Origin of the sequence: Streptomyces sp. enrichment culture, from assembly GCF_964273145.1 — a bacterium.
GTDB lineage: Bacteria > Actinomycetota > Actinomycetes > Streptomycetales > Streptomycetaceae > Streptomyces.
This window is the reverse complement of record NZ_OZ186873.1, coordinates 58254-77092: the sequence shown is the minus strand read 5'-3', so window position 1 is coordinate 77092 and position 18839 is coordinate 58254. Positions and strand designations below refer to the sequence as shown.

The following is an 18839-nucleotide window of genomic DNA, read 5'->3' as shown; positions in this document are numbered from 1 at the left end:
GCGCGGCGCCGACGTCCCCGACCGGCGCACGCATCCCTCGCCCCGCATCCCGGCCGGAGGGCCTCCTCGTCACCGATCCGGCGTACCCGTGCGGCCCACTGACCGCTCAACCCTGGTCCTGGACGAGGTGCCGGGACGCCGCCCCGGGGCCGTGCGCCGGATTCCGGCCGCCCTGCCGCCGCCGGTACTGCGCCTCCCGGCCGGACCGGCCCTCTTCGCCACCGCCGCCTGCGCGCCGGGCCGCCGCCGGAGGCCGTCCTCACCGTTTCGAGGACGGGCGTCACCGGCGATCGCCGGTAGGCTGCGGATGGTGCGCACGGTGGAGCTCTTGCTGGATGAGGCGGCGGACCTGGCGGTCCGGGAGGCCTGGCGGCGGCTGGCGGATGCGGGGCTGCCCAGTCAGGCGCGTCACCGCTCACCGACCAACAGCCCGCACCTGACCCTGGCCGCCTGCCCGGAGCTGACCGCCCCGATCCGCCGGGTGCTCGCCGAGGTGGCCGCCGCCCTGCCGCTGCCGGTGCGGTTCACCGGCGTGGTCCGTTTCGAGCGGCCCCTCTCGGTGCTGGCCTGGGCGCTGGACCCGGACGGTGCGCTGGCCGACGTGCACCGCCGGGTGTGGGAGGCGGTGGTCTCGGACAGTCCGCCCGAAACGCTCAACCCCCTGCATGAACCCGGGCGCTGGAACCCGCACGTCACCCTCGGCCGGACCAGGCGGGCCGGCGCCTTCGCCGACCGGCGGATCCGAGGACTGCTGCCGGCGCCGCCGCTGTCGGCCCGGCTCACCATCCTGCGCAGCTACGACACCGAAACCGGCGCCCTGGAGGTGCTCGAGCCCCGTTCCTGAGGCGCCCCGGCCCCAACCGCCCGGCGCACCGCGAAGTGGCAGCCCGCGCCGGCTCCGGTGGCCGCGCGTCCGTGAGAGGCGCCTCCCCGGCATCCGCCGGTGATCCCCCCTACCGGGCGACCCGCGGGTGAGCGCGGCACGTCCCCGTGCCGGTTCGCCGCGCGGTCACCGGTCGGGAGGAAGCCCCCCACGCGACCGGAGGGAGGGCCGATCGGGGCGCTCCGGGGGCGGTGCGAAGGGGGCGTCCCAATCCCGAGTCCCTGGTGCGCCTCGGGAGACCTCGCGCCGCCCGTCGTCCCGGCAGCGGCCGGACGGTGAGCGGGCGGCCGCTCCGTACCGGGCGGCGCGCGGTGGTGAGGTCCGTCCGGGCCCGCGCCCAGGCCCGGGCTCCGGGCGCCCCTCACCACGGTCCAGGCGGGCCACGACGATCAGGTGGGGGAAGGTGAGGGCGGCCAGCAGGACCACTCCGCCGGCGGCTGTCCGGCCGTCCGCCGGGAGGGCGCGGGGCAGGGCGGTGAGGAGGGTGAGGGTGGCCAGCGCGGCGGTCGTGGGGACGGCCGCTTGACGGCCGAACCTGCGCAGCACCGCTGCGGTGTGCCCGGCCCGCAGCGCCGGCGCGTTGGCGGGGTCGGCCAGGACCAGCCGGGCGATGTGCCGTACCGAGTGCCAGGCGCCGAAATAGGTGCCGAACGCCACTAAGGGGGGTACCAGGCTGAACAGCGCGGTGAGCAACAGCAGTTCGGCGGCCTGCCGGTGCCGTCCGCCGCGCAGTGCCGTCCCGCAGCAGACCGCCACGGCTGCTCCGGCCAGTACCGTGCCGGCCGTCCGCGCCGGCGCGGCCAGCAGCCAGTCGGCGCCGGGGGCCAGCTGCCGCACCACCGGGCGCACCTGCGCGGGCCACAGCGCCAGGGGCAGCACGGCGGTGACCGTTCCGTGGGCGAGGGCGTGCACCGCCCGCGGGGCCGGGCCCGTCGGGCCGTCGCGCAGGGCGCAGAACCGGGCGTCGCCGTAGCCGAAGTGCAGTGCGGAGACGGCCAGGAAGACACAGAACACGCAGGCCGGCGCGGCCAGGGCGGCGGCGGGGACGGCCGCTGCCGCCGCGGCGTAGCCGAGCGGGACGAGCGTGCGGTGTCCGGCCGCGAACCGGGGGCCGCGCCGGAACCAGCCGGGCACCAAGTGGTCGACGGCACCGTGCGGCAGGCCGGCCACCAGACCGGTCAGGAACACCGCGACCGCCCAGCGCCGCCACATCTGCGGTGCCACCAGGTCGACGGCGAGCACGGCCGCCACCGCACCGGTGGAGATCCGGCCGGCCGGCACCAGCAGGCGGGCCGCCGGGCCGGGAGCGGCCACCGGGTGTCACCGGGCCGTGCCGGTGCCACCGCGCCCGTGGTCCCCGCCGGTGCCGTCCCCGCCGCCCTCACGCACCGGCAGCGGGGCCGGGTGGGCGCTGTGCCCGGTCAGGGCCGCCGCCACCGGGGGCCAGGCGTCGGCCCGTTTGACGTGCGAGATCCACACCTCCTCCGGGTGGGTCCCGGTGCCGCTTCGGATGTCCTCGGCGGTGCGCATCTTGGCCACCTTGTGGATCAGCATGCCGAACCAGACCTTGGCGGCGACATCGGCCGCGCAGAAGCCGAGCTGGGTGACGAGGGCCCAGGCCACCAGGTGGGAACCGGGGCCGACGGACTGCTGGATCAGGTAGATCAGCGGGTAGGCGCCGAAGACGCTCAGCAGCAGGACGGTCGCCCGTTTCAGAACGGTGTACGCCTCCGGCGACAGCTCGTCGCGGCCGGCCAGCACCGCGTAGCCCAGCACCGCGTACAGCACGAGGAAGAACACGGTGCTGATCGCGCCCCACACCACCAGCCACAGCACCCGGTTGCCGTTGTCGAGCACCTGGGCGCCGAGGAAGCCGGCGAGGATCATCAGGAAGGACGCCATCACGGCCGTGCTGCGCAGCACGGACAACCGCCGTCCGGCGACGGCGCACACGGCGAGCAGTTCCACGGCGAGCAGCGGCACCGTGACCGACCAGTCCGCGTACCGCATCCCGCCGTCGAACTCGGTGTCGGCCAGCGGTACGTACCGTTCCCCCCGGAGTGTGAAGGAGGTCTTCCAGCTGATGAAGAGCTCCACGTAGGCGAGGAAGGCCAGCAGTTGGAGCAGGGCGCTGGCGTCGCTCGCCGCCCGGTAGCGCGGGGACGTCTCGCTCCGGGTGACGAAGGCGTGCAGGGAACCCGCCAGCAGCGCCAGAGCCGTCGCCATCAGGGCGTACTGCACCATGCGGTACTCGCCCGCCGTGTAGGTCAACACGCCGGAGAACTCGCCCCGCACCGGGGGCGCCGCCGGCACGGAGGTGCCGCTTTTCTCCGCGGCGCCGAAAGCGGCGCCCGCCGTCCGTGCGAGCAGCATGACCGTCCCCTGGGCCGGAGCGGCCGGGTGGACGACGGAACCCGCCGTCCACCCGGTGCGCGTGCGCCGGCCGGCGCACGCGCTCGAGTACGCGACCACGCTAAGGAGACACCGGGTGGACGGCGACCGGAGCGGGTCCGCCGGAGCGACGTCCCGGCCGGGCAGGGCGGCACCGGTGACCGCGGGGCCGCCCGAGGCGGGGATCGGCCTTGCCGCGGCGGGGTTCCGTTGCCCTGATCGACGGTGCCCCGGTGGTCGGCGCGGCGGGGTGCGCCGCCTTCACGGAAGGGGAGCCGGAACCCGAAGCCGTGAACGTAGCCGAGCATCCGATCGGAACACCCCGCCGCACCGGCGGGGACGACGCGCTCGCCTCACGGCAGTCGCCGTATGCTTCCGGAACACCCCCGTACCCGCACAGCGGACCTTCCCGGGCATACGACGCCTGACCTGGGGCGGAACCACGGAGGCCTACCGGATCCGGCGGGCAGGGGCGGGCGGGGCGACATGCGACCCGGGCGCTTGGGTCACGACCGGGGTGGGGGCAAGGCGCCGGCGATGACGGTGGCCACCATCGTGCGGAGGGTGGCTGCCTGCGGTGGGGCGCTTGTCCGGTCGGCGAACAGCAGGTGCCCGGCCCCGACGAGGGTGGGGGCAAGTGTGTCGATGTCGGCGTCGCCGGCCAGGCGCCCCGACTCCCGCTCGGCGGTGAGGTAAGCAGCGATCAATGCGGTACCTTGCACGACCAGTGGGATGCCGGTCAGACCGGCCTCGCGCAACCGGGCGCGGAGGCCGTCGCGGAAGGTGACGAGCGCGACGATCGCCACCGTGACCGGCTCGAACAGGTCCTGCAGTGCGTCGGTGAGGTTGTCCACCACGCTCTTGGTGCCGGCGGCCGCGCACAGGGTCGTGGTCCGGTCCTCGATGTCGCGGATGCGCTCGAGGACCAGTTCCGTCAGGAAAGCGTCGAAGTCGGTGAAGTGCCGGTGCAGCACACCCTTGGCGCAGTTCGCCTCCTCCGTGACGGCCCGGCTGGTCAACGCGTCGGGCCCGCCCCGAAGCAGGACGCGCTCGGCGGCTTCGAACAACTGGCCGCGCACGTTGTGGATGTGCACCCCTGACGGCATTGTCTCCCTTTCCGCGCCGCCCCGCCTCAACAAGTGGGCGACCGCCCATTAGTATGGGCGCATGCCCACTTTATCGCAGGGACAGCCGGACAAGTCCGGTCCCGAGCCCCACCGCCACCGGCGGACGGCCGAGTCGTTCGGAGTGGACGCCGAACGTTACGACCGCGCCCGACCGCCGTATCCCCAGGCCCTGGTGGACAGGATCGTCGCGGCAAGCCCCGGTCGGCACGTCCTCGATGTCGGAGCCGGGACCGGCATCGAGGCCCGGCAATTCCAGGCGGCCGGCTGCACGGTGCTCGGTGTCGAGCCCGACGAACGGATGGCCGCCTTCGCGCGGCGCAGCGGTGTCGAGGTCGAGGTCGCCAGGTTCGAGGACTGGCAGCCGGCCGAGCGGCAGTTCGACGCGGTCATCGCCGGCACCGCCTGGCACTGGGTGGACCCCGTCGCCGGCGCGGCCAAGGCGGCCCAGGTGCTCCGGCCCGGTGGCCGACTCGCCCCCTTCCACCACGTTCCCCAACTCCCGGCCGAAGTGATCGACGCCCTCGCCGAGGCACTCCAACGGGTCGCTCCTCGCTCTCCGTTCAACCCCGGCCTGCTCAAAGAACCAGCCATGGACGCCTACCAGCCGCTGTTCGCGAGAATCGCCGACGGGATCCGGCGGACGGGCCGGTTCAGCGAGCCGGAACAGTGGCGCTTCGCCTGGGAGCGCACCTACTCCCGAGAGGAGTGGCTCGACCAGCTCCCCACCTTCGGCGGCCTCACCCGACTCCCCGCGGACGAGATGGCGGAGGTCCTGGACAGCGCCGGATCCGCGATCGACAAGCTCGGCGGCCACGTCACCATGCCCTACACATCCGTCGTGATCACTTCGGTGCGCTCCAACACAGCCTGACCGCAGTGGATTTCGGGCATCGCCGGGTGCGAGCGGACCGGTGAGCCCGGTGACGCCCCCGGGGAGGCGGGGGAGGGGACTCACAAGCGGTAAGGTCCCCCGCTTCTCGCACCGGGCCTCGGCGGGCCCCGCGCCCCGCGCCGACCAGTGGTGCGGGGACCGTCGGCCTGGTGACGGTGCTTGATGCGGGCATGCTCGATCGGAGCCGGCTGGTCGTCGGCCGCCGTCTCCGGTTGGGGAACCGGCCGAAACGAAGCTTCCCCTGATCGTGGACAAGCGCCGGCATTGTCGTTCCCGGGTGGTGGAGGACGTCACCGAGGCCGATGCGAAGCTGGCCATGGCCGTCGACGTGCACGCCCGGCCCGCCTCGCACGCCTGGTCCTGCCGGGCATGCGCGCCTGGGTACGACTCGTCACCTCGATGTCATGCGTCGCCGCAGTTCCTCTCGTCGACCGTTGACCTCTTTCGTCCCGAATGGCCGCAGGTCAAAAGGGTGTGGACGACTTGGACGGTGTGGCCGGCCCGGTGCCCGGCTTCGGAGTGGCCGGCAAGGCCCGTGTGACCGTACGCCAGCTGCTCGATCACACCGGGGGTTTGCCGTTCGCGATGGTGCCCCCGCCGCTGGGGCCGGACCGGATCGGCGACCTCGAGGCCAAGACCGCAGCGATCTGCGCCATGCCGGCCGTCTACGCGCCGGGGACCCGCTCCATCTGCACCTCCGGAGTGGGATTCGGCCTGCTGGGCCAGATCCTCGTCAACACCGACCCCCACAAGCGTGGCTTCGCGCAGATCGCCAAGGAGGAGCTCTTCGCTCCGCTCGGGAGGGAAAACACCGGCTTCGGTGCTCCCCTGGACGCGCCGGGCCGGGTGCCCGTCTCGTTCACTCCGCAGAACACCAAGCCGAGCACCCCGATGATGCTGCGGATGCTCGAGACGGCCATGGACGAGAACGCGGTGGTGCCCTCGGGCAACGCCTGCGCCACCATCGACGACGTCTCCAGGTTCACCGAGTTGTTCCGTGGCCGTGGCACGTGCAACGGTTATCGGGCCATCTCCGCTGTTCTCTTCGACTGCGCGCGCCAGAACCACACCGGTGACTTCCTCCACGAAGCCTTCGGTTTCGAGGTCGAGGCAAGAGGGCTGGACCCCGTGCCGGCGCGGTTCACGCTCCTCGGCGGCTACGTCCGGGGTACGGGCACGTGCTCAACGCGGCCGGACTCACCGCCTCGCCCGAGACCATCACCGCCGTCGGCGGCGCCTCGACGGGCTTCATGGTCGACCCCCAGCGCGATCTGACGGTCGTCTTCCTGTCCGCCGGATTCGTGGAGGGACGGTCGCACTTCTCCCGTCTGCAGCGCATCAACGACCTCGCGCTGCCCGCTGCCATGGCGTGACGGCCGCTCCCGGCCGGCATGCGCGCGGCCCGGAACCAGCGAGGCGCAAGGACCTCGCCGCGTGCGGACGTGTGCGGCGAGGATCTGATCTGGCGAGAGACGCCTGTCCCGGCCGGGACCCAGGCGGGCGTCGGCCGGCCGCCGTCCTCGGCGTGACTGTCAGCCGGGGCACGGTCCTGCGCCTGATCGACGCGCTGCCCGAGCCGGTCGTGCCCGCGCCTCGGGTGGTCGGCGTCGATGAGTACGCCACCCGCGAGGGCCGCCACCACGGCACCGTCCTCGTGGACACGGCGAAACGCAGCAGCCGAGCCCGGCCGGCACGTGTGCGGCCGGCCCGCAGCCGTGGTCGGGTTCGCCGTCGAAGGCCGCCGCAGCGACATCCCGGCACGCAGTGATCAAAGCAGCACGGTCAGTCATGAGCCGATGCTCCCGGCAGCCACTGATACTCCCGGCGTTCGGAGCGGTGTCGGTGCCCACCGGCCCTTCCCGACGCAGTCGGCCCCTCCGTCGAAACCCTGCGGGCGACGGTTCGACAGTGGCAGCGGCCGGTGACGTCCTGCCCGGTGGCCCGCCGGGGCAGCCACCGGCGGCCGGGCCGGGTGGCAGGGGCGGGAATGCTGCGCTTTGCTGGAACGGTGGCCTGCCCGCACGTTCTCGGGGGCCGTCGGCCGGGACGTCCGTGATGAGCGTGGGCGGGTGCGTACGTCTGAGCAGCGGGAAGGGGCCTTGCGCGTGAGGTGTGTGGCTGTGGCGGAGTCCGGCTGCCTGCCGTGGTGCGGCCCGGCCGAGGGCGGCAGGGGTGACTGAAGGGGGTGCGGCGTCCTCGCTGGTGCGGCTGATGCAGGCCAGCCACACCGTCACGCTCGAAGAGCTTCCCCGGCTGGTCGCCGAGCACGCCGCTGCGGCCGGTATGTACGACACGGCCGTGTTCGTGGTGGACATCCGGGAGACGGTGCTGCGCCAGCTCACGGGTCGGGGGCTGAATGCCGGAGACGGCGGCCGGGAGTTCTCCATCCAGGGCAGCCTGCCCGGCCAGGCGTATCAGCGTGTGACCCTCCTCGCCGAACCGGGCAAGGCCGGCGGTGCTACGGGCCGGCGGCGGTGGTGGGTGGCCATCACCGACGGTGTGGAGCGGCTGGGTGCGCTGCGGGCCGACACCGACACCGACACCGAACCCCTCCGCCAGGCACTGCGTGACCTGGCGTCGATGACCGCCCTGCTACTGCTGAGCAAGCGCTCCTTCAGCGACTCCTACGCCCGGCTGGTGCGTACCGAGCCGATGAACGTCGCCGCGGAGATGCAGTGGAACCTCACTCCGCCGCCCGCCTACGCCGGACACGAGGCCACCGTGGGCGCGGTGATGGAGCCCGCCTACCGGGTCGGCGGTGACAGCTTCGACTACGCGGTGGCCGGCAACACGCTCCACCTGGGCGTCTTCGACGCCATGGGCCACGACACCACCGCCGGGATCACCGCCAACGTCGCCGTGGCCGCCTGCCGCAACGCCCGCCGCCAGGGCGCCTCGCTGGCCAGGACCAGCCGGCAGGTGGAGAACACTCTGATCGAGCAGTTCGGCACCAGTCGCTACGTCACCGGTATCCTCGCCGACCTCGACATGGACACCGGACGGCTGACCTGGATCAACCGGGGCCACCACCTGCCGATCCTGCTGCGCGGCAACCGGCGGACAACCGAACTGGCCTGCCCCCCGGCCGGCCCCATGGGCGCCGACCTCGGACTGCCCGTGACCGAGGCCACCGAGCAGCTCCAGCCCGGGGACCGCCTGCTGCTGTACACCGACGGCGTCGTGGAGGCCCGCGATGCCCGGAGCAGGGAATTCGGACGGGACCGCTTCATCGAGTTCATCCTGCGCCATCACTCCGGCGAGCACACCCTGCACGAGACGCTGCGCCGACTGATGGCGGCGGTGCTGGACCATCACGACGGCAAGCTCGATGACGACGCCACCGTGCTGCTCACCGAGTGGCGCGGCGGCCACCAGCAGGAGTTGACCCCGTGATCCGCGGCCCGCGCAGAAAGAAGCGGTCATGAGCATCGACCGACCCGCCTCCTCCGACCGGCAGGACACCCTGGAGCTGCGGGTGCGCTCACTGCGTGCCGACCGCTCCCTCGTGTCGGTCTTCGGTGATCTCGACCTGCACACCGCCCCGCGGCTCGCCGACGTCCTGCAGCCGCTCCTGCACAACAGCGGCCACAGCGTGCTCGTGGACCTTTCGGGTGTCACGTTCCTGGACTCCACCGGGCTGACCTGCCTGATAGAGGCCTACCGCACGGCCAGGACCACCGGCGCCGGCCTGATGTTGATCGCACCCAGCGAACGTGTACGGCGCATGCTGGCCCTGACCGGCGCCGATCAGGTGCTGCGCAGTTATCCCACCGTGGACGCCGTCCCCAACGGCCCGCCCGAGCACTTGTGACGGGGCTGAAGCCGACGCCGGTGGCACAACAGGGCCGGACGGAATCGTGTCGGGCCGCTCGCAGGCAGTCGGCATAGTGACTTCGTCGACGTGGACGCGATCGAGCCGGTCCGCTTCGACCGCACCTGCTCCACCGCCTCGGGCGGCAAGCCGGTAAAGATCGACCGCGGGCAACTCGTCGACGTCCCGCCCGCAGCGGACGGCGCCGCGGCAGGAGCGCCGCCCGACCGGTCACGCGGGACCCGGTGGCGAGGAGCCATACGGGGGCGTGGGTGAGGGCGGGATTCCGTCGCGTTCCCCAACCGGCGCCCTCCGGTACCGCGCGCGGATCGTCGGCAACGAGGACGCGGTGTACGGCACGACGCCGGGCTCACGGACGGTCCGCCGCCGCGCCCAGGTCAGCGGGCGTCCCGGCGCGGCGGCGGTGCCGTGCTGCCGCGCACCACCAACCGGGTCGGCACCAGCGTGGTGCCGCGTTCCGCGCCCTCGCCGCGCACCTTGCGCAGCGCGGCCCGGACGCAGAGGCGTCCCACCTCCGCGAAGTCCTGGCGGACGGTCGTCAGCGGGGGCAGGAAGTGCGCGGCCTCGGGAATGTCGTCGAAGCCGACCACGCTGACGTCCTCGGGGACGCGCCGGCCGTGTTCGTGCAGGGCGCGCTGCAGCCCGAGGGCCATCTGGTCGTTGGCCACGAAGACCGCCGTGCAGTCGTCCCGCCGCGCGAGTTCCCGTCCCGCCCGGTAGCCGGACCCGGCCGACCAGTCGCCCTGGATCAGCGGTGGCGGGACGCGTCCGGCCTCGGTGAGGACCGCGCGCCAGGCGTCGGTGCGGCGCTGGGCGGCGAAGGAGCCCTCGGGGCCGGCGAGGTGCCAGACGGTGTCGTGCCCCAGACCGAGCAGGTGCTGCACCGCCGTCCGGGTGCCGCCGGCCTGGTCGGTGTCGACCACCGTGTACCGGTCTCCGGCGTCGGAGTCGACGACCACCACCTGCACGTGCGGGGGCAGGGTGATCGTCGCCGAGTCCAGCAGGTGGACCTCCATGATGACGATCACCGCGTCGACGGCGAGTTCCTCCAGCCGGGAGAAGGCGCCGCGCACCTCGTCCTGGGTGGGCACGGCGACCGGCAGCAGCGTGACCGCGTACCCCTCCTGCGCCGCGGAGGTGGCGATCGCCTCCAGGGTGCGCACATTGCCGGTGGTGGCGAGCGTGAACGTGATGACGCCGATGGTGCGGAACTCGCCGCGCTTGAGCGCGCGGGCCGCGCTGTTGGGGCGGTAGCCGAGTTGCTCCATCGCGGCGAGCACCGCGCGGCGGGTCTCCTCGTTCACGCCGGCATAGCCGTTGGACACCCGGGAGACCGTCTGGGAGGAGACGCCGGCGAGACGGGCGACGTCCGCCATGGAGGCGGTGCGGGGGCCGCGGCGGGAGCGGACGCGGCCGCCGGCCGCGTCCGCTCCCGCCGCGTCGCCGGAGGCTGCGGCGGCCCCGGAGCCGTACGTGTCCGACGAACGTGTCGTAGCCATGTCCACTGGCCGTCAGCCGCCTTCCGTCGTGGTTCGAGTGACGGTTCACCGTGGCAGACCACTCGACCGCCACTGACGCCGCGGTTCCGCAGGCATCAGGGGATGTTTACGTGAACATAACATTCCTGCGGTGGCGCGGAGCGAGTCGGTCACGACGGCCGCGCTCCCTGCGGCTCGCGGTGGCCGCAGGGCCGACCGCGTCGGCGGCCCCGGGATTTCCGGTGCCCGGCGGTCCGGCCCGCACCCTCGCTCCCGACCGGACCCTTGACCGGCGTCACTCGGCAGGGGTAGACATGCCGCCGTCGGATGTTTACGTAAACATAACAGCGCGGGGTCACGCCGCAACGCGATGTCTGCACGAACCCACGGGCCTCGTGCACTGGACCCGGGCCGGTCCACCGCCGCTTGTTCCGCAATCCCGAGAGTGCGAGGAACAACATGACAACGCTGCAACCGCCGGCGGCTGCCGCGCCGCAGCTGGCACCACCCCCGACCGGACGGGACCGTCGCTCCTGGGCGGGCTGGGGCTTCATCGCCCCGTTCGTGGTCGTCTTCGCCCTGGTCTTCCTCGCGCCGATCGCCTACTCGCTCTACCTGAGCCTCTTCCGCGACCAGCTCATCGGCGGTACCACGTTCGTGGGCCTCGACAACTACACCGCGGCCCTGCGGGACGAGAACTTCTGGGCCGCGCTCGGCCGGGTCTCCCTCTTCCTGTGCGTCCAGGTGCCGGTCATGCTCGGCGTCGCCCTGCTCGTGGCGCTCGCGCTGGACAGCGGACGCCTCTACGGCAAGAGCTTCTTCCGTATCTCGATCTTCCTGCCGTACGCGGTGCCGGCCGTGGTCGCCACGCTCATGTGGGGCTTCATGTACGGCACCCGCTTCGGCCTGGTCGGCGACCTCAACGACGCCTTCGGCCTGTCGCTGCCCGACCCGCTCTCCCCGGACCTGGTCCTCGCCTCCATCGGCAACATCGTGACCTGGGAGTTCGTCGGCTACAACATGCTGATCCTCTACTCGGCGCTGCGGGTGGTCCCCCAGTCCCTCTACGAGGCGGCCGAGATCGACGGCGCCGGGCAGATCCGGGTCATCACCGCCATCAAGCTGCCGGCCATCCGCGGCGCCCTCGTCATCGCCACGATCTTCTCCGTCATCGGCAGCTTCCAGCTGTTCAACGAGCCGAGTGTGCTGCAGAAACTGGCCCCCAACGCCATCACCACGGACTACACCCCGAACTTCTACACGTACTCGCTGTCGTTCTCCGGCCAGCAGCAGAACTACTCCGCGACGGTCGCCCTCGTCATGGGCCTGATCACCGTGGTCATCGCCTATGTCGTCCAGCTGCGCGGCATGCGCAGGGGAGCGTGAGACAGCGATGACGGCCACCACCACCGCCTCGTCCGGCACCAAGGCCCGGCGGCCCCGCCCCGCCGGAGCCGTGCCCCGCCTCCGGTCCGCCCGACGCCGCCCTGCGGCGGGCCGGCCCCGGCGCAGCGTCCTGCTCACCGCGCTCACCGCTCTGGTGCTGCTGTACAGCCTGGTGCCGCTGCTCTGGCTGGTCATCAGCGCGACCAAGACCCAGGAGGGACTGTCCCGTTCCCCCGGCCTGTGGTTCGACGGCGACTTCGCCCTGTGGGACAACATCACCGAGACGTTCACCTACCACGACGGCGTCTTCACCCGCTGGCTGCTCAACACCGTGCTCTACGTCGTGGTGGGCGCGGGAGGCGCCACCTTCCTCGCGGTGCTGGGCGGGTACGCGCTGGCCAAGTTCGCCTTCCCCGGGCGCCGTGCCGTCCTCGCCGTGGTCATCGGGGCCGTCGCCGTGCCGGGGACCGCGCTGGCGGTGCCGACCTTCCTGATGTTCAGCAACCTGGGACTCACCAACACCCCGTGGGCCGTGATCATCCCCTCGCTGATCTCCCCCTTCGGCCTGTATCTGATGTGGGTGTTCGCCGGGGAGGCCGTCCCGACGGAGCTGCTGGAGGCGGCCCGCATGGACGGCGCGAGCGAGATCCGCACCTTTTTCCAGGTGGCCCTGCCGCTGCTGGCACCGGGCACCGTCACCGTGTCGCTGTTCACCATGGTCGCCACCTGGAACAACTACTTCCTGCCGCTGATCATGATCAAGGATCCGGACTGGTATCCGCTGACCCTCGGCCTCAACAGCTGGAACGCGCAGGCCGCGACCGCCGGCGGCCAGCCCGTGTTCAACCTGGTCATCACCGGCTCACTCGTCACCATCGTCCCGCTGATCGCCGCGTTCCTGATGCTGCAGAAGTACTGGCGGTCGGGGCTCGCCGCGGGAAGCGTCAAGGAATGAGCCGCGCCCGCCCCCTCCGCTCCCCATCCCAGCCCCCGTCCTTCGACCCTCACCCGCCGGTGTTCCGGCAAGAAGTGGAAGTACGCCCATGCGCAAGTACTCCCGCCGCCTGCTGCGCGGCGTCGGCCTCCTGACCGCCCTGGCGCTCGGCGCCACCGCCTGCGGCGGGTCCGGCGACGGCGGTTCGGACGCGAAGAAGCCCCTCACCGAGGCCGACGTCCGGGCCGCGCTGAAGAAGGGCGGCACCCTCACCGTCTGGGCATGGGAGCCCACGCTCGAGCAGGTGGCCGCCGACTTCGAGAAGGAGCACCCCGGCGTCAAGGTCGACCTGGTCAACGCGGGCACCGGCAACGACCAGTACAAGGCGCTGCAGAACGCCATGTCCGCCAGGAAGGGCGTGCCCGACGTCGCCCAGATCGAGTACTACGCCATGGGCCAGTACGCGCTGACCGAGCAGCTCACCGACCTCAAGGGCTTCGGCGCCGACAAGCTCTCCGCCTCCTTCTCCCCGGGACCCTGGAACGGGGTGAGGGCCGGGGGCGAGGGAATCTACGGACTGCCCCTGGACTCCGGGCCGATGGCGCTGTTCTACAACAAGGAGGTCTTCGACAAGTACAAGATCAAGGTGCCCGCCACCTGGGACGAGTACGTGGCCGCGGCCCGCGCCCTGCACTCCGCGGACCCGAAGGCGTACATCACGAGCGACATCGGCGAGGCGGGCTTCACCACCAGCATGCTGTGGCAGGCCGGTTCACGTCCCTACAAGGTCGACGGCACCAAAGTGAAGATCGACTTCACGGACGCGGGCGCCAGGAAGTACACCGACACCTGGCAGAAGCTCCTCGACGACAAGCTGCTGGCCCCGGTCACCAGCTGGTCCGACGAGTGGTACAAGGGCCTCGGCGACGGCACCATCGCGACCCTGGTCGCCGGCGCCTGGATGCCCGCCAACTTCGCCTCCGGCGTCAAGAACGCCGCCGGCGACTGGCGCGTCGCCCCGCTGCCCCAGTGGACGGCGGGCGCCCGAGTGAGCGCGGAGAACGGCGGCAGCGCCCTCACCCTGCCCGAGCTCGGCAGCAACGAGGCACTGGCCTACGCGTTCGTCGAGTACGCCGGCGCCGGCAAGGGCGTCGACACCCGCGTGAAGGAGGGGGCCTTCCCGGCGACCGTCGCGCAGCTGAACTCCCCGGCCTTCCAGGACACCGCCTTCCCGTACTTCGGAGGACAGCGGGCCAACAAGATCTTCGCCGAGTCCGCCGCGAACGTCGCCGACGACTGGTCGTACCTGCCCTACCAGGTGTACGCCAACTCGATCTTCAACGACACCGTCGGCAAGGCCTACGTGTCGCACACCAAGCTGGCCGACGGCCTGAAGGCCTGGCAGGACGCCTCCGTCAAGTACGGCAGCGAGCAGGGCTTCACCGTCGAGAAGTGACCGCCGGCGCGGCGCGCCCGGCCCCGGGCCGCCCGCGGACCCCTCCCGGAAGGACCACCATGATCTCCACCCTCCTGTCCCGGACGCGCGGAACGGGCGGTGACCGCGCCCCACACCTCCTCTACGGCGCCGACTACAACCCCGAGCAGTGGCCCCGCTCCGTCTGGCGGGACGACGTACGCCTGATGCGCGAGGCCGGCGTCAACCTCGTGTCCGTGGGGATCTTCTCCTGGGCCAGCCTCCAACCAGCCCCTGACACTTGGGACTTCGACTGGCTCGACGAGGTCATGGACCTCCTGCACCAGGGCGGTGTCGGAGTCGACCTGGCCACGGCCACCGCCTCCCCGCCGCCCTGGCTCACCACGGCACACCCCGAGATCCTCCCGGTCACGGCCACCGGTGAGACCCTGTGGCCGGGAGCGCGCCAGCACTGGCGCCCCACCTCACCCGTCTTCCGCCGTCACGCGCTGCGCCTGGTGCGGGAGCTGGCCACCCGGTACGCCGGCCATCCGGCACTGGTCGCCTGGCACGTCAGCAACGAACTGGGCTGCCACAACGTCTACGACTACTCCGACGACGCCGCCCGCGCCTTCCGCGACTGGCTGCGCGCCCGCTACCGCACCCTTGACGCGCTCAACCACGCCTGGGGCACCGCGTTCTGGTCGCAGCGCTACACCGACTGGGAGCAGATCCTCCCGCCGCGGCTGGCAGCCTCGCACCCCAACCCCACCCAGCAGCTGGACTTCAAGCGCTTCTCCTCCGACGCGCTCAAGGACCATCTGCGCGCCGAGCGGGAGATCCTGCGGGAGATCACCCCGGACGTCCCCGTCACCACCAACTTCATGGTGACGGGCGGCACGAAGGGCATGGACTACCCCGACTGGGCCGCGGAGATCGACTTCGTCTCCAACGACCACTACGTCCACCCGGGCCCCCAGGACCGCGACGAGCTGTCCTTCTCCGCCAACCTCACCAGCGCCATCAGCGGCGGCCGGCCCTGGTTCCTGATGGAGCACTCCACCAGCGCCGTCAACTGGCAGCCGGTCAACCTGGCCAAGCGGCCCGGCGACCTGGCTCGCGACTCGCTGCTGCACGTCGCGCACGGAGCCGACGCGGTCTGCTTCTTCCAGTGGCGCCAGTCCGCGGCCGGCGCCGAGAAGTACCACTCCGCGATGGTGCCGCACGCCGGCGAGGACAGCGACCTGTTCCGCGCGGTCGGCGACCTCGGCGCCACGCTGAAGGCGCTCGCGCCGATCGCCGGCAGCGAGCGCGAGCCCGCCCCCGTCGGCATCCTCTACGACTGGCAGTCGTGGTGGGTGAGCGAGCAGGACTCCCACCCCACCTCCCTGCTCGACTACCGGCAGGAGGCACTCGACTGGTACTCCGCCCTCCTCGCCCTCGGCATCCGCGCCGACCTCGTCACCCCGCACGGCGACCTGCACCGGCACCAGGTGCTGATCGCCCCGGTGCTGCACGTGGTCCCGGCCGATCTCGCCAAGGCCCTCACCCGCTACACCGAACAGGGCGGCCACCTCGTCACCACCTACTTCTCGGGCATCGTCGACGAGAACGACCACGTGTGGCTCGGCGGCTACCCGGGCGCCCTGCGCGACCTGCTCGGCATCCGCATCGAGGAGTTCGGACCCCTCCTCGCCGGGGACGAGGTCGCCCTCGACGGTCCGGTGACGGGAACGTTGTGGACCGACCGGATCACCGTCACCGCCCCCGACACCGAGGTCCTCGCCCACTACCGCTCCGGCGCGTACCGGGGACGCGCCGCCGTCACCCGGCGCCCGGCGGGCAGCGGATCGGCCGCGTACGTCTCCACCCGCCTGGGGACGCGGGGCCTCACCTCGCTCCTCCCGCGCCTGCTGGAGCCGGCCGGTGTGCACAGCGACCTGCCCCCGGCGGCACGCGGACTCGTCGAGACGACCGTGCGCCGCGGCCCCGACGCCCGCTTCCGCTTCCTCGTCAACCGCACCGACGACACGGTCACCGTGCCCGGCCTCGCCGGTGACGCCCTGCTCGGCACCCTGACCGCCGACGGCACCCTCACGCTCGCACCCCGGGCCGTCGCCGTACTGCGCCAGCCGCTCGCCTGAACCCCCCTCGCCCGCCCCGAGGACGCACACGCCCGCCCCGAGGACGCACACGCCCGCCCCGAGGACGCACACGCCCTCCCCGAGGGCCCTGCCCTCCCGCCCCGACGCGGGCGGGAGGGGCCACCTCAGCGCGATCCCCCTCCAGTTGGGAGCACACCGATGGCACGCCGCACCCGCAGCAGACGGCTGCTCACCGCCGCCGGCCTCACCGCCCTGGCCACCGGGGCCGGCCCGGTCCTCGCCCCGGGCCCCGCACAGGCCGCGGACATCCCCTCCGTCACCGTCCGGCTCGACCCCTCCTACCAGCAGCGGCCCTTCGAGGGCTGGGGCACCAGCCTGGCCTGGTTCGCCAACGTCACCGGTGGCTACCCGCCGGAGATCCGGGACCGGCTCGCCGCACTCCTCTTCGGCGACAGCGGCCTCAACCTGAACATCGCCCGCTACAACATCGGCGGCGGCAACGCCCCCGACGTCAAGGACTACCTGCGGGCCGGCGGCGCCGTACAGGGCTGGTGGAAGGCCCCCGACGGCACGACCCGCGCGGACACCGACTGGTGGAGCGCCGACGACCCGGCCGACTGGAACGACAAGGCCGACGCCACCCAGCGCTGGTGGGTCGACCGCATCAAGAACGACGTCACCCACTGGGAGACCTTCGGCAACTCCCCTCCCTGGTTCATGACGGTCTCCGGTTACGTCTCCGGCGGCTTCGACGCCACCGCCGACCAGCTCAAGGCCGAGTCGGTCGACGACTACGCCGCCTACCTGGCCGGAGCCACCCGGCGGCTGGAGAAGGCGCACGGCATCAAGGTGAAGACCGTCGACCCCTTCAACGAGCCCAACACCCCTTACTGGAGCACCCGCCTCGGCACGGACGGCCGCCCCGTCGGCGGCCGGCAGGAGGGCGCCCACATGAGCCCCGCGACGCAGCGCAAGGTGCTGAGGGCGCTCGCACCGGCCCTGCGCACGGCGAAGACCAAGGCGCGGATCTCCGCGATGGACGAGACCAACCCCTCGGTCTTCGCGCAGAACTGGAGCGCCTACACCGCCCAGGACCGCGACCTCGTCGGCCAGATGAACGTCCACACCTACGGCACCGGGCAGCGCACCACCGTCCGCGACCTCGCGAAGGCGGCGGACAAGAAGGTGTGGATGAGCGAGGTCGAGGGCGACTGGGGCGACGGGCAGAGCTTCACGGACATGCGTCCCGGTCTCGGCCTCGCCCGGCACATCGTCGACGACCTGCGCGAACTGGAGCCGCGCGCTTGGGTGTTCTGGCAGCCCGTCGAGGACTACGACAACATGAAGCCCGGCGGCGAGTCCGCCAAGGGCGGCAACTGGGGCGAGATCCAGATCCCCTTCAGCTGCACCTCCGCCGACACCCTCACCACCTGCCCGATCCGCACCAACACCAAGTTCGACACGGCACGCAACTTCACCCACTTCATCAAGCCCGGTGACCGCCTGATCAAGGTCGACGACACCTCCAGCGCGGCCGCCGTGTGGAAGGACGGCAGGGGCGCTTCCCTGGTGCACGTCAACAGCACCACCGGCGCGCGCGGCGTCACCCTCGACCTGACGAGGTTCCGCAGCATCAGCCGGGACGCCACCGTGACGCCTGTCGTCACCAGCGCCGACGGCAAGCTCGCCGTGCGGGACGCGGTGAAGGTCGCAGACGGCCGGGCCACCTTCACCGTGCCCGCCCAGTCCGTGACCTCCTTCGTCGTCAAGGGCGTGTCCGGCGTCGCGAAGGACGCGCCGCTGCTGCGCACCGGCCACACCTACACCCTCACCGGCGTGCAGAGCGGCAAGGCGGTCACCGTGGCCGGCAACGGCACCGGCCTCGTCATCGGCACGCCCAGCGGCTCGACCGCCCAGCAGTGGCGGCTGAGCCGAGTACGCCCCGGCAGCGCGAGCGACGCCCGGTACGTCCTCACCAGCGCGGCGGACGGCAAGCGCCTCGCGGTCCGCGACGACGTACCGGTCGCCGAACCCGGCACCGGCCGACGCGACGCGGCCGGCGAATGGATCGCCTCCACCACCGGCGACGGCACCTGGACGCTGGTCAACGCCGCGAGCGGACGGCTGCTGGAAGTCGGGGGACAGGCGACCGGCGAGGGCGCCGCGGTCACCACCTGGCCGCCCAACTCCGGCGCCAACCAGCGGTGGTCGATCAGGGACGTGACAGCGTCCGCCTCCGGAAGCTAGACGGTTCCGTCCGGATCAGCGGACGGACCGGAGGACGCTGCCGGCGGTGCGGGGTCCGGCCAGGCGGAGGGCGGCGGTCCTCCCGTAAGGGGTGGTGATGCCGCGCCACCGCCCGAGGCGGCTGACGCACCGCTCGACGGTGTTGCGCCG

The 18839-nt window shown here is 72.3% G+C and carries 15 protein-coding genes; 11 read left to right on the top strand and 4 right to left on the bottom strand.

The annotated features are described in order from the left end of the window. Positions 1-310 precede the first annotated feature (310 nt). On the top strand, positions 311-844 hold the full coding sequence (locus ACSU6Z_RS00430; protein ID WP_437050121.1) for a 2'-5' RNA ligase family protein: 534 nt from the start codon (positions 311-313) through the stop codon (positions 842-844). 165 nt (positions 845-1009) lie between these two features. Here ACSU6Z_RS00430 and ACSU6Z_RS00425 read toward each other — a convergent pair whose 3' ends face one another. The 3 genes from ACSU6Z_RS00425 to ACSU6Z_RS00415 all read right to left on the bottom strand — a co-directional run bounded on the left by ACSU6Z_RS00425 (position 1010) and on the right by ACSU6Z_RS00415 (position 4368). Then, a complete protein-coding gene (locus ACSU6Z_RS00425) occupies positions 1010-2197 on the bottom strand; it encodes a Brp/Blh family beta-carotene 15,15'-dioxygenase (protein ID WP_437041714.1) in 1188 nt (395 codons plus the stop codon). 6 nt (positions 2198-2203) lie between these two features. Further along, positions 2204-3256: a bacteriorhodopsin gene (locus tag ACSU6Z_RS00420; protein WP_437041712.1), complete on the bottom strand. Its 1053-nt coding sequence runs from the start codon at positions 3254-3256 to the stop codon at positions 2204-2206. A 524-nt stretch (positions 3257-3780) separates the two neighbouring features. After that, positions 3781-4368 (bottom strand): TetR/AcrR family transcriptional regulator, encoded by a 588-nt coding sequence (locus tag ACSU6Z_RS00415; protein WP_437041711.1) that lies wholly within the window; start codon positions 4366-4368, stop codon positions 3781-3783. Between the two features lie 73 nt (positions 4369-4441). On the opposite strand from ACSU6Z_RS00415, the gene ACSU6Z_RS00410 reads away from it, so the two are divergent. From ACSU6Z_RS00410 to ACSU6Z_RS00390, 5 genes are all read left to right on the top strand, one after another. Then, a complete protein-coding gene (locus ACSU6Z_RS00410) occupies positions 4442-5272 on the top strand; it encodes a class I SAM-dependent methyltransferase (RefSeq protein ID WP_437041709.1) in 831 nt (276 codons plus the stop codon). A 495-nt stretch (positions 5273-5767) separates the two neighbouring features. Beyond that, complete coding sequence (locus ACSU6Z_RS00405; protein ID WP_437041707.1) at positions 5768-6568, top strand: serine hydrolase domain-containing protein; 801 nt, start codon at positions 5768-5770, stop codon at positions 6566-6568. After that, positions 6544-6666 carry a hypothetical protein gene (locus tag ACSU6Z_RS00400; protein ID WP_437041704.1) on the top strand — a complete coding sequence of 41 codons (123 nt, stop codon included), beginning with the start codon at positions 6544-6546 and terminating at the stop codon, positions 6664-6666. Before ACSU6Z_RS00405 ends, ACSU6Z_RS00400 begins: the two co-directional genes overlap by 25 nt. Before the next feature lie 838 nt (positions 6667-7504). Further along, on the top strand, positions 7505-8686 hold the full coding sequence (locus ACSU6Z_RS00395; protein WP_437050120.1) for a PP2C family protein-serine/threonine phosphatase: 1182 nt from the start codon (positions 7505-7507) through the stop codon (positions 8684-8686). Positions 8687-8714: 28 nt separating this feature from the next. Then, the gene (locus ACSU6Z_RS00390; RefSeq protein WP_437041703.1) at positions 8715-9104 is read left to right on the top strand and encodes an STAS domain-containing protein; all 390 of its coding nucleotides are present in this window, start codon (positions 8715-8717) and stop codon (positions 9102-9104) included. Between the two features lie 398 nt (positions 9105-9502). Here the strand turns inward: ACSU6Z_RS00390 and ACSU6Z_RS00385 are convergent, their stop codons facing one another. Then, positions 9503-10501 carry a LacI family DNA-binding transcriptional regulator gene (locus tag ACSU6Z_RS00385; protein ID WP_437050119.1) on the bottom strand — a complete coding sequence of 333 codons (999 nt, stop codon included), beginning with the start codon at positions 10499-10501 and terminating at the stop codon, positions 9503-9505. A gap of 561 nt (positions 10502-11062) precedes the next feature. On the opposite strand from ACSU6Z_RS00385, the gene ACSU6Z_RS00380 reads away from it, so the two are divergent. From ACSU6Z_RS00380 to ACSU6Z_RS00360, 5 genes are all read left to right on the top strand, one after another. Next, positions 11063-11989 (top strand): carbohydrate ABC transporter permease, encoded by a 927-nt coding sequence (locus tag ACSU6Z_RS00380; protein ID WP_437041701.1) that lies wholly within the window; start codon positions 11063-11065, stop codon positions 11987-11989. A 7-nt stretch (positions 11990-11996) separates the two neighbouring features. Beyond that, on the top strand, positions 11997-12944 hold the full coding sequence (locus ACSU6Z_RS00375; protein WP_437041699.1) for a carbohydrate ABC transporter permease: 948 nt from the start codon (positions 11997-11999) through the stop codon (positions 12942-12944). Positions 12945-13032: 88 nt separating this feature from the next. After that, entirely contained in the window at positions 13033-14379 is a 1347-nt protein-coding gene (locus tag ACSU6Z_RS00370; RefSeq protein WP_437041698.1) for an ABC transporter substrate-binding protein, read from the top strand. 59 nt (positions 14380-14438) lie between these two features. After that, complete coding sequence (locus ACSU6Z_RS00365; protein ID WP_437041696.1) at positions 14439-16481, top strand: beta-galactosidase; 2043 nt, start codon at positions 14439-14441, stop codon at positions 16479-16481. A 159-nt stretch (positions 16482-16640) separates the two neighbouring features. Then, a complete protein-coding gene (locus ACSU6Z_RS00360; RefSeq protein WP_437041694.1) occupies positions 16641-18689 on the top strand; it encodes an RICIN domain-containing protein in 2049 nt (682 codons plus the stop codon). The last annotated feature ends 150 nt before the right edge of the window (positions 18690-18839 follow it).

Excerpts from the sequence above, each read along its gene's own strand:
- ACSU6Z_RS00400 (WP_437041704.1), top strand. The coding sequence starts at position 6,544 with ATGGTCGACCCCCAGCGCGATCTGACGGTCGTCTTCCTGTCCGCCGGA.
- ACSU6Z_RS00385 (WP_437050119.1), bottom strand. The coding sequence starts at position 10,501 with ATGGCGGACGTCGCCCGTCTCGCCGGCGTCTCCTCCCAGACGGTCTCC.
- ACSU6Z_RS00360 (WP_437041694.1), top strand. The coding sequence starts at position 16,641 with ATGGCACGCCGCACCCGCAGCAGACGGCTGCTCACCGCCGCCGGCCTC.
- ACSU6Z_RS00410 (WP_437041709.1), top strand. The coding sequence starts at position 4,442 with ATGCCCACTTTATCGCAGGGACAGCCGGACAAGTCCGGTCCCGAGCCC.
- ACSU6Z_RS00395 (WP_437050120.1), top strand. The coding sequence starts at position 7,505 with ATGCAGGCCAGCCACACCGTCACGCTCGAAGAGCTTCCCCGGCTGGTC.
- ACSU6Z_RS00390 (WP_437041703.1), top strand. The coding sequence starts at position 8,715 with ATGAGCATCGACCGACCCGCCTCCTCCGACCGGCAGGACACCCTGGAG.
- ACSU6Z_RS00380 (WP_437041701.1), top strand. The coding sequence starts at position 11,063 with ATGACAACGCTGCAACCGCCGGCGGCTGCCGCGCCGCAGCTGGCACCA.
- ACSU6Z_RS00365 (WP_437041696.1), top strand. The coding sequence starts at position 14,439 with ATGATCTCCACCCTCCTGTCCCGGACGCGCGGAACGGGCGGTGACCGC.
- ACSU6Z_RS00375 (WP_437041699.1), top strand. The coding sequence starts at position 11,997 with ATGACGGCCACCACCACCGCCTCGTCCGGCACCAAGGCCCGGCGGCCC.
- ACSU6Z_RS00370 (WP_437041698.1), top strand. The coding sequence starts at position 13,033 with ATGCGCAAGTACTCCCGCCGCCTGCTGCGCGGCGTCGGCCTCCTGACC.
- ACSU6Z_RS00420 (WP_437041712.1), bottom strand. The coding sequence starts at position 3,256 with ATGCTGCTCGCACGGACGGCGGGCGCCGCTTTCGGCGCCGCGGAGAAA.